This window comes from Pleomorphomonas sp. NRK KF1 (genome assembly GCF_023721755.1).
GTDB lineage: Bacteria > Pseudomonadota > Alphaproteobacteria > Rhizobiales > Pleomorphomonadaceae > Pleomorphomonas.
Genome location: NZ_JAMDLH010000001.1, coordinates 1,174,100 through 1,183,270, shown reverse-complemented (window position 1 = coordinate 1,183,270; position 9,171 = coordinate 1,174,100). Strand labels below are relative to the sequence as shown.

General features: G+C 65.0%; 8 protein-coding genes. 5 read left to right on the top strand and 3 right to left on the bottom strand.

All coding sequences use genetic code 11. The features are described 5' to 3' along the window. Positions 1-151: 151 nt before the first annotated feature. The 3 genes from M4J39_RS05420 (at position 152) to M4J39_RS05410 (ending at position 2,849) form a co-directional block, all read left to right on the top strand. Positions 152-997 carry an ABC transporter permease gene (locus M4J39_RS05420; protein ID WP_251726755.1) on the top strand — a complete coding sequence of 282 codons (846 nt, stop codon included), beginning with the start codon at positions 152-154 and terminating at the stop codon, positions 995-997. After that, on the top strand, positions 994-1,824 hold the full coding sequence (locus M4J39_RS05415) for an ABC transporter permease (RefSeq protein ID WP_251726754.1): 831 nt from the start codon (positions 994-996) through the stop codon (positions 1,822-1,824). Before M4J39_RS05420 ends, M4J39_RS05415 begins: the two co-directional genes overlap by 4 nt. 116 nt (positions 1,825-1,940) lie before the next feature. Continuing rightward, positions 1,941-2,849, top strand: a complete 909-nt coding sequence (locus M4J39_RS05410; RefSeq protein ID WP_251726753.1) for a sugar phosphate isomerase/epimerase — start codon at positions 1,941-1,943, stop codon at positions 2,847-2,849. Between the two features lie 168 nt (positions 2,850-3,017). Here the strand turns inward: M4J39_RS05410 and M4J39_RS05405 are convergent, their stop codons facing one another. The 3 genes from M4J39_RS05405 to M4J39_RS05395 all read right to left on the bottom strand — a co-directional run bounded on the left by M4J39_RS05405 (position 3,018) and on the right by M4J39_RS05395 (position 4,976). Next, entirely contained in the window at positions 3,018-3,413 is a 396-nt protein-coding gene (locus M4J39_RS05405; RefSeq protein WP_371875387.1) for a septal ring lytic transglycosylase RlpA family protein, read from the bottom strand. 214 nt (positions 3,414-3,627) lie between these two features. Further along, positions 3,628-4,149, bottom strand: a complete 522-nt coding sequence (gene gpt, locus M4J39_RS05400) for a xanthine phosphoribosyltransferase (RefSeq protein WP_251726752.1) — start codon at positions 4,147-4,149, stop codon at positions 3,628-3,630. Positions 4,150-4,208: 59 nt separating this feature from the next. Next, the gene (locus tag M4J39_RS05395; protein WP_251726751.1) at positions 4,209-4,976 is read right to left on the bottom strand and encodes a molybdopterin-binding protein; all 768 of its coding nucleotides are present in this window, start codon (positions 4,974-4,976) and stop codon (positions 4,209-4,211) included. A gap of 179 nt (positions 4,977-5,155) precedes the next feature. On the opposite strand from M4J39_RS05395, the gene mprF reads away from it, so the two are divergent. Continuing rightward, a complete protein-coding gene (gene mprF, locus M4J39_RS05390) occupies positions 5,156-7,750 on the top strand; it encodes a bifunctional lysylphosphatidylglycerol flippase/synthetase MprF (protein ID WP_251726750.1) in 2,595 nt (864 codons plus the stop codon). Next, positions 7,747-9,165 carry an AcvB/VirJ family lysyl-phosphatidylglycerol hydrolase gene (locus tag M4J39_RS05385; protein WP_251726749.1) on the top strand — a complete coding sequence of 473 codons (1,419 nt, stop codon included), beginning with the start codon at positions 7,747-7,749 and terminating at the stop codon, positions 9,163-9,165. The genes mprF and M4J39_RS05385 overlap by 4 nt, the downstream gene beginning before the upstream one ends. Positions 9,166-9,171 lie beyond the last annotated feature (6 nt).

Sequence of the window (9,171 nt, the reverse complement as noted above, 5' to 3'; positions counted from 1 at the left end):
CGCCGTCGCCAGAAAACTCATCACCATCCTCAACGCCCTCATCCGGGACAATCAACCATGGCGCGAACAAAACGCTTGACCGACAAGACAGTCGCTCTCTCCTCGCAACGGAACCGCCGGAGGCGACCGATGCGATCGTGGAGGCGCGGTGATGCGTGCCGTTCATCTCCTGCTGCTCCTGCTCCCCGGCATCGGCGTTCTGTTGGCAACCTTTGGCTTGCCGTTGTTCTGGGCCGTGTTGGGCGCCTTCGGTCTCGGCGCCGACGGAGCCGGATTCACGCTCACTCCCCTGACGGACATTTTCGCAGAGCCGAAATACCGCAAGGGGCTGATGATGTCGCTCTACTACGCCATCGCGCCAACCACGCTGACGCTGTTCGTCGCCATTCCCCTGGCGCTCATGCTGCAAAAGAGCTTCATTGGCCGCAAGCTTCTGAACGGTCTCTACAAACTGCCGCTTGCCGTGCCGGCGATCGTGGCCGCCTTCATGGTTCTGACGCTGTTCGAACAGGGCGGTTTCATCGACCGGCTTCTGATGCTGGGCGGCTGGAACATCGGCAAGATCGTCCGCGATCCCCTCGGCATCGGCGTCATCCTGGCAACGCTCTGGAAGGACGTGCCGTTCATGACGCTGATCATCGCCGGTGCCTTCGGCGCCATCCCGAGCGACACGGTGCATGCCGCGCGCAGCCTCGGAGCCACAAGGCTTCGCGCCTTCTGGGCGGTGCAGCTGCCGCTCGCCATGCCGGGCATCACGGCCGCGACCTTGCTTTGTTTCGTCAAGTCGCTGGGCAACTTCGCCGCCCCCAGCCTGCTGGGGCCTGCCTATCCGTTGCCGCTGTCGATCCTGATGTACGATTCCTATCGCGACGGTGACTGGATGGCGATCTACGCCATGGGAACCGTGCTGATCCTGGCGGCCTTCGTGGTGCTGGCCGCTTATTACATGCTGACGGCGGCGGCCTTCGGCACAGGCAAGGCGGCAAGTTCAAGATGAAACAGGTTGGCTCTTCCCGTTCGCGCGGCCTCCTCCTGTCGCTCGCGGCGCTGGTTTGCGTGCTGCTGATGCTCGGCCTGCCGTTCGGCATCATCGCGCTGTGGTCGGTGTCGGATGGCTGGTTTCCGCCGAGCCTTCTGCCGGACGGCTTTACCGCTCGCCACTGGCTCATGTTCCTGAACGACCCGTCGCTTCGGTCGGCGGTGGTCAACAGCCTGGTGATCACCTTTGTCGTCACCCTCGCCACGATGATCATCGCCATGCCGACGGCCTGGGCGTTGGCCCGCTACAGCTTCCCGCTGAAGAAGGTGGTCGAGGTGTTCGTTCTCGCGCCCCTCATCGTGCCGGGCATTGTCGTCGCGGTGGGGCTGGGGCGCGTGTTCCTCAAGCTGGATCTCGCCTACACCATGCTCGGCGTCATCATCATTCAGGTGGCCGGCGTGCTGCCGATGACCATCCGCATCCTTGCGAGCGGCTTCGAGGCTATTCCCTCCGATCTCATCGCCGCGGCGCGTACCTTGGGGGCGAACCGGATAGCGGTGGTTCGCCATATTCTTGTCCCGCTCAGCATTCCCGCCATGCTGGCCGCCGGCCTCCTGTCCTTCATCGGCAGTTTCGAGGAGTTCGAGCGCACCTTCATCGTCGGTGCTCCCATCGTCCACACGCTGACGACGCGGCTCTACATCAACCTCTCCGGCGCGGGGTTGGTGGTGCCGGTGGCCTCCGTGGTCTGCCTCATTCTGCTGCTGCCCGTCTTCCTGGTCTTCATGCTGACCAGCCGCATCATGCGCGACGACGTCATGGCGGCCGGCATGGGCAAGCTCTGAGGTCGCTCCGCCGTCCGCGACATTCATCCGGACTCTCTCTTATCAAAGAACGGCAAGGTCGGCGGGTTCCTCTCGCCGGCGCCGTTCCACGCAACCTCGCGAAATGGAACCAGACCATGCCAAATGCTTCAGCTGCCATCCGGGTGGGAGCCTCCGCCGAATCCGCCAACGGGCTGCCGTCGACGATCATTGAAAGCCTGGATCGTCTTGAAGAGGTGGGAACCGACACGGTCGAGCTGCCGCTTCTGTGGATGGAACTGGTCATCGACGGCCGCGTCATGCCGGCTCGCCTCGAGGAGCTGCGCCGGGCCATCAGCGGGCGACCGTTTGCCTACAGCGCCCATGCCGCCATCGGCATCAACTTCATGTGCGACCCGGTCTATCTCGCACTGCACCAGAACCTGGCAAGGGCGCACCTGACAATCGCGGCCGAACTCGGCTGCGAGCACATGGTGATGCACACCGGCTTCTGCGCGCCTGGTCTCGCCAAGCCGCAGATCGAACGGCTGCGCGCCCAGGAGTGCGAAACACTTCTGAAGTTGGGCGAGGAGGCTCAGGCGGCCGGCGTCATTCTATGCGTCGAGAACATCTTTGCCGAAAAGGGCAATCGCCTCACCGCTTCGGCGTCCGAGTTGGCGGCCGAGCTGCGCGAGCTCGATCACTCGCACCTGAGAGCCTGCCTCGATATCAGCCATGCCGCGCTTCACTGCGACAGCGTCGGCCTCGACCTGATGGAAGAGGTGGCGCCGCTCATCCCGCTGGCCAAGCATGTCCACGTTCACGACAGTTTCGGGCGCACCAACAACATCCCGGTCCATACCCAGCAGGAGGCGCTGGGGCTTGGCGTCGGCGACCTTCACCTGCCGGTCGGCTGGGGCAACCTGCCGTTCGACGATATCGTTACCCTCGGCGAGTTCCCCAGGGACACGATCTTCAACATCGAACTGAACAAGCACCGGTGGCACGCGCTTGACGAAACCGTCCGCGAGACCCGCCGCCTTGCTTCACGCGCGCGGGTGCGCTGAGGCCGCAGGGTTGCGATAGGCAGGGCGGCGCTCCGAGTCGCGGAAGCGCCGCCTCGGGAAGATGGAGCAGTTCCAGCAAAAGTGGGCACCGGTTTTGCACCCGGAACTGCGCTCAACGAGGGGATAGAGCTTTATCGGCGAACCGGAGTTCGCCGGAGAAGCTCTAGCTCAGCCGCACATCTTGGCGGGCGACTTGGTCTTGCCGTCGAGGACCGACAGGCGAACGTTGGCCGTACCGGAGCTCACCATGCCGAGATCGCTGGCCGCGCTGCGCGCGAGGTCGATCACCCGCCCCTTGATGAATGGACCGCGATCGTTGATGCGCACCACCACAGTGCGGCCGTTCCTGAGGTTTTCGACCTCGACGAGGGTACCGAAGGGCAGGGTGCGGTGGGCGGCGGTGCGGGCCCCCGGCTTCATGCGTTCGCCGCTCGCGGTGCGGCCATGCTCGGCGTACCAGGACGCCTTGCCGCATTGAGCCAGCGCTGGCGCTGCCTGGTGAAAAAACGCGACCGCCATGGCGGCCGTGAAAAAAGCGCATCTGGCGCTTGTTTTGAATGGCATGCAGTCAATCCTGTTTGAACCCGCGTTGGCAGCGCGGACGAGCCTCCTTAGGGACCACCGAAGGTTACCGGCGATCAGCGACGGAGGCTCAAAACAGGGAAGAATGCGGCGAGAATCAGGCCATGCCAGTTCGGACTGGACAACCGCAAATAGGCTTGTCCAGTCTAAACTTTGGCGAATCAGTTATTTACGTGGTGAATAAAAATCTAGCAGATCAGTCGTTGCCCTGACGGGAAATCGGCGGCTGGAAGGCAAAACCCAGGTCCCAGGGGAAGTAGATCCACGTATCCTGGCTGACCTCGGTGATGAAGGTGTCGACCAGCGGCCGGCCCTTGGGCTTGGCATAGACGGTGGCGAAGTGGGCCTTCGGCATCATGTCGCGAACCATGCGGGCCGTCTTCCCGGTATCGACGAGATCGTCGATGATCAGCACGCCCGCGCCTTCGCCGCCATCAAGGGCGACGATCTCGGGACTGACCTCCTTGATGATCTGCAGCTCACCTTGCGAGGTATAGTCGTGATAGGAGGCAATGCCGACCGTTTCGATGACGCGGATGTTGAGCTCGCGCGCCACGATGGCCGCTGGCACCAGGCCGCCGCGGGTGATGCAGACGATGGCTTTCCATTCGCCGAGGCCGGCGAGCCGCCAGGCGAGGGCGCGGGCATCGCGGTGGAACTGGTCCCAGGAGACCGGGAAAGCCTTGGGGGCGAGCGGCTGGGCGTCTTGCGGGGACATGTTGGCGATCCTCATGCGATCAGGCGAGGGGCTCTTCAAATGCCTGTTTTGCGTCGATTTCAATAGTCGGTGAGAGTGCTATCCCCGGCTTTGTCGCGGGTGATCGAGGCCAGCATCGCTTCCACCGCCACCGTGGCGGCCGCCAGGGCCTCCGGATCGCGCGAGCGGATCACCAGCTTGGTGGAGAAGTTGCGGGCCGCGAGGATCGGGTAGCTGCCGATGGAGACGCGCGGATTGGCCTTGGCCACCTCGCCGAGCGCCGAGCCGATCACCCCCTCGCCGAACGGACAGTCGACCGTGACCGATTGTACCGGCACGCCCCCGTTGAGTTTCTTTTCGACGTTGAGCAGCATCGCCTGCATGATCTTGGGCACGCCGGCCATGACGAAGACGTTGCCGATGTGGAAGCCCGGCGCCTTGGAAACCGGATTGTCGATCAGCGTCGCCCCCACCGGGATGCGCGCCATCCGGAGACGCGCCTCGGTGAGTTCCTCCGGCGTCACATAGTGCTGGCGCAGGATCTCTACGGCGTCGGGATGGTGCTCGATGGCGACGCCGAACGCCTTGGCCACGGCATCTGCGGTGATGTCGTCGTGGGTCGGTCCGATGCCGCCGGTGGTGAAGACGTAGGTATAGGCCGTGCGCAATGCATCAAGCGCCGCCACGATGCGGTCTTCCTCGTCGGGAACGACGCGAACCTCGCGGAGGTCGATACCGATTTCGGTGAGAAAGGCGGCGATATGGCCGGAGTTGGTGTCGCGGGTGCGGCCGGAAAGAATCTCGTCGCCGATGACGAGAACGGCGGCGGTAGGGGACTGAACTGTCATGCGTCTGCGCCTTTGGAATCGTTGTTCCGTTTGTCGGGGATTCCGGGTCCGGAGACAATCGCGAACATTACGCGGAATTAAAGTTTGGGCGCCCTAAACGCCGCCGGATTGACGCAATCGAGCAAGATAAGGCGCTGATTGCAGGGCGTCCGCCCGGCTTTGTTCCTTTCAGGTCGATCATGCCCGCCGCATTGCCCTCGGAGTCCGCCGTCGTTCCCGCCGCTCCTTCCCATCGCCTCGTCCGTCTGAAGCCTTTTCTCATCGCCGCCGTAGCGCTCCTCATCGTTGGGCTGTCGGTCCTGGCGCTGTCGCGCCTGCTGTCGAACGTCGTCTATGACGATCTCGTGGCCGCGATCGACGATACGTCGTGGACGCAGGTGGGGCTGGCCCTTCTGTTCACGGCCGGCAGCTTCCTGGCGCTGTCCATCTATGACGTGCATGCGCTGCGCTTTGCCGGCGTCCGACTTCCCTACCGGCTGGTGGCGCTGGCGAGCTTCTGCGCCTATGCCGTGGGCAACATCGCCGGCTTCGGCCCGCTGACCGGCGGCTCGGTCCGCTATCGCTTCTACTCGCCCTTCGGGCTGGAGCCGGAGGCGATCGCCAAGGTGGTGGCCTATGTCGCGGCGGCCTTCGGCTTCGGGCTCGCCTTCGTCGCCGGCCTGGGGCTTGCCATCTCCGGTCCGGATCTCGCATCGCTGATCGGCATGCCCGGCACCACGGTCCGCGGCATCGGCCTGCTGGCGTTGGCCGCCGTCGCGGCGGTGCTGCTGTTTGCCAGCCTGCGGCGCGGTTCGGTGACCGTGTTCGGCCGTGCCGTGGCACTGCCGGAAGCGCGGGATATTCTCGCCCAGCTGCTGGCCACGTCGGTGGACGTCACCTGTGCCGCCGCCGTCCTCTACGTCCTGCTTCCCGATGGCGACGTTTCGTTCCCGGTGGTGCTCGCAGTGTTCTCGGTGGCGGTCGGCGCCGGCGTGCTCAGCCACCTGCCGGGCGGCGTCGGCATTTTCGAGACCATCGTCGTCGGTGCTCTCGGCACGCGGTTGCCGATCGATGGCGTGATCTCGGCGTTGCTGATCTATCGCATCATCTACTATGTGGTGCCGCTGGTGGTGGCGGTGGCGGCGATGATCGTCAGCGAGGCGCGGCGGGCGACGATGGCCAGCCCGGCGCTCACCGCGGCGGTGTCAGGCATAGCGCCGGTCATCCTCGGCACGCTGGCGATCGTGCTCGGCGCCATGCTGGTGTTCTCCGGCGTGACGCCGCCGGCCGACACCCGGCTCGACCTGATGGCGTCCTTCGTTCCGCTGCCGCTTGTGGAGGGCGCCCATTTCGTCGGCTCGGTGATCGGCGTCTTCCTGCTGGTCTCAGGCCGCGGCCTCGTCCACCGGCTCGACGGGGCGTGGTGGCTGACGCTGACGCTGACGGCGCTATCGATTCCCCTGGCGCTTCTCAAGGCGCTGGCCATTGGCGAAGCCGTGTTGCTAGCAGTCCTGATCGTCGGGCTGGTGTCCAGCCGACATCTCTACAATCGCCCGGCATCGCTGCTGCATGACAGGCTCAGCCCGGCCTGGTGGCTCTGCATCGCCTCGATCCTGGCGCTCGCCCTGGGCATCCTATTCTTCGTCTACAAGGAAGTGCCCTACAGCCATGACCTTTGGTGGCAGTTCGAGATGTCCGCCTCCGCGCCGCGTTCATTGCGCGCCGCCGTGGGCATCGGGCTCGCCACCGCCGCCGTGGCGACCTGGCTTCTGATCCGTCCGCCGTCCGGCCGGATCGAGCCGGCCGAGCCCGGTGATCTGGCGCGTGCCGTCGCCATCCTGGCCGGCAGCGATCGTGCATCGGCCAACCTCGTCCGGATGGGCGACAAGAACCTGATGTTTTCGGACGATGGGTTCGCCTTCCTGATGTACGCCAAGCGCGGCCGCTCCTGGATATCGCTCGGCGATCCGGTCGGCGCGGAGGCGGGGCGGCGCGAACTTGCCTGGCGCTTCATTGAACTGGCCCGAGCCCACGGTGGCCGAGCCGTGTTCTACCAGGTGCCGGCGGAAAGCCTGTCGCTTTACGCGGATGCCGGTCTCTCCGCCTTCAAGCTCGGCGAGGAAGCCGTGGTCGATCTTGCCGCCTTCGACATCAAGGGTAGCCGGCGCGGCAACCTGCGCAATGCCATCAACAAAGCCGAGCGCGACGGCATCGTCTTCGAGGTTGTTCCGACGGAGGGCGTGCCGGCTATACTCGACGAACTCGCGGCGGTGTCGGCGAGTTGGCTGGAAGCGCGGAAGGCGCGCGAGAAGACCTTCTCGCTCGGCGCCTTCGAACCCGACTACGTGGCGTCGCAGCCGGTGGCGGTGCTGAAGCGGGAAGGGCGGATCTTCGCCTTCGCGACGTTGATGATCTCAGGCGATGGCCGCGAGGCGGCGATCGACCTGATGCGCTTTACGCCGAAGTCGCCCAACGGGACGATGGAGCTGCTGTTCACCCGGGTGTTGCTGCACTTCCAGGCGGCCGGCTTTGCGGATTTCAGCCTCGGCATGGCGCCGCTTGCCGGTCTGTCCGACAGCCCGATGGCGCCGCTCTGGCACAAGCTTGGCCGTGCCGCCTTCGAGCATGGCAACGCCTTCTACAACTTTCACGGCCTGCGCGCTTTCAAGACCAAGTTCGATCCGGTCTGGCAGCAGCGCTACATGGCGGTGGCCGGCGGTCTCAACCCGCTGCTGGCCCTCGCCGATGTGACCTTCATCATCTCCGGCGGCCTCAAGGGAGCCGTTTCCAAATGAAGCGACTGATATTGTTCGTCATGGTCGGCCTCCTCAGCGTTGCCGGCCTGTCGACGGGTGCCTTCCTGTATCTGTTTCCCCACCTGCCGCCCGAGCAGACGGACACGCTGGCCATCTCCGAAGTGATCGCGCCACGCGGCGAGCCGACCGGACTCGTCTACCTGTTGTCGGGCAGCGAGGGATATGGATTCTGGGATCGCGTGAAAGCGCGCCGCTATGCCGCGAGCGGCGCCGTCGTCGTCGGCATCGACACGCCGGCCACCTTCGCCAAGGCGGAAATGCTTGCCGACGACTGCGTCTACTTCGTGTCCGACGTCGAGCAGGTCAGCCAGAACATCCAGCGCGTACTGGACGTCCAGAGCTACCACTCCCCTGTTATCGCCGGTTCGGGCCTGGGCGGCACCTTTGCCTTGGCGCTGGCCGCCCAATCGCCGGACGCGACGATCGGCCGCACCATCGCCGTCGATCCGCCTGCCGCGCTGCCGCTTCGCAAGGAGCTGTGCAGCGAGGCCCGGCACGTTCGCTCCGCCCATGGCGCCGGCTGGATCTACGAGCTGCAGAAGGGACACCTTCCCGATCCGATCGACGTCTACATGACCCGCATCGCCGATCCGGCGGGCGCCGCCCATGTCGACGAAATGGTCGGCTCCGGATTTGCGATCGCCACCGCCAAGAGCATCAAGGGCGCCGGGCGGACGCTCGACGGTGCCGTACTGGAGCAACTCGACGCGACGAGCGATACCGGATCGCCGCTTGCCGGCATTCCCATCACCCTGGTGCCCGCCGTTCCCAAGCATGACACGCTGGCAATCATCTATTCCGGCGACGGTGGCTGGCGCGACATCGACGCCGAGATCGGCGGCTATCTCGCCAAGGCGGGTGTGCCGGTGGTCGGCATCGATTCGCTGCGCTATTTCTGGAACGAGGTGGACCCCGGCGACGCCGCTGGCGACCTTGCCAAGGTGATCGACACCTACGAGAAGAAGTGGGGCGTCCACAAGGTGGCGCTTATCGGCTACTCCTTCGGCGCCGATGCGCTGCCGGCGATCTATCAGGCGCTGCCGGAGGATCGGAAGGCCGGCGTCAAGCTGGTCTCCCTGCTGGCCTACACGGGCGCCCATCAGTTCGAGATTCAGGTTTCCGGCATTCTCGGCGGCAAGACCGACCCGAGCGGGCCGTCGACGCTGCCCGATCTCATGAAGGTCGAGCCGGTGAAAGTCCAATGCATCTACGGCAGTGAGGACGACGAGACCGCCTGCACGCGCCTGCCGAAGGACAAAGGCTTCAGTCTGCTGGTTCATCCCGGTGGGCATCACTTCAATGACGATTACAAGCCGGTGGCGAGGGACATCCTCAATCGCCTCGCGCCTTTGGCCTCAGCCATGACGGAAGTCGAGGCGCAGGCCACGCCTTGACGGCAG

Excerpts from the sequence above, each read along its gene's own strand:
- M4J39_RS05415 (WP_251726754.1), top strand. The coding sequence starts at position 994 with ATGAAACAGGTTGGCTCTTCCCGTTCGCGCGGCCTCCTCCTGTCGCTC.
- M4J39_RS05385 (WP_251726749.1), top strand. The coding sequence starts at position 7,747 with ATGAAGCGACTGATATTGTTCGTCATGGTCGGCCTCCTCAGCGTTGCC.
- M4J39_RS05420 (WP_251726755.1), top strand. The coding sequence starts at position 152 with ATGCGTGCCGTTCATCTCCTGCTGCTCCTGCTCCCCGGCATCGGCGTT.
- gpt (WP_251726752.1), bottom strand. The coding sequence starts at position 4,149 with ATGTCCCCGCAAGACGCCCAGCCGCTCGCCCCCAAGGCTTTCCCGGTC.
- mprF (WP_251726750.1), top strand. The coding sequence starts at position 5,156 with ATGCCCGCCGCATTGCCCTCGGAGTCCGCCGTCGTTCCCGCCGCTCCT.
- M4J39_RS05410 (WP_251726753.1), top strand. The coding sequence starts at position 1,941 with ATGCCAAATGCTTCAGCTGCCATCCGGGTGGGAGCCTCCGCCGAATCC.
- M4J39_RS05395 (WP_251726751.1), bottom strand. The coding sequence starts at position 4,976 with ATGACAGTTCAGTCCCCTACCGCCGCCGTTCTCGTCATCGGCGACGAG.
- M4J39_RS05405 (WP_371875387.1), bottom strand. The coding sequence starts at position 3,413 with ATGCCATTCAAAACAAGCGCCAGATGCGCTTTTTTCACGGCCGCCATG.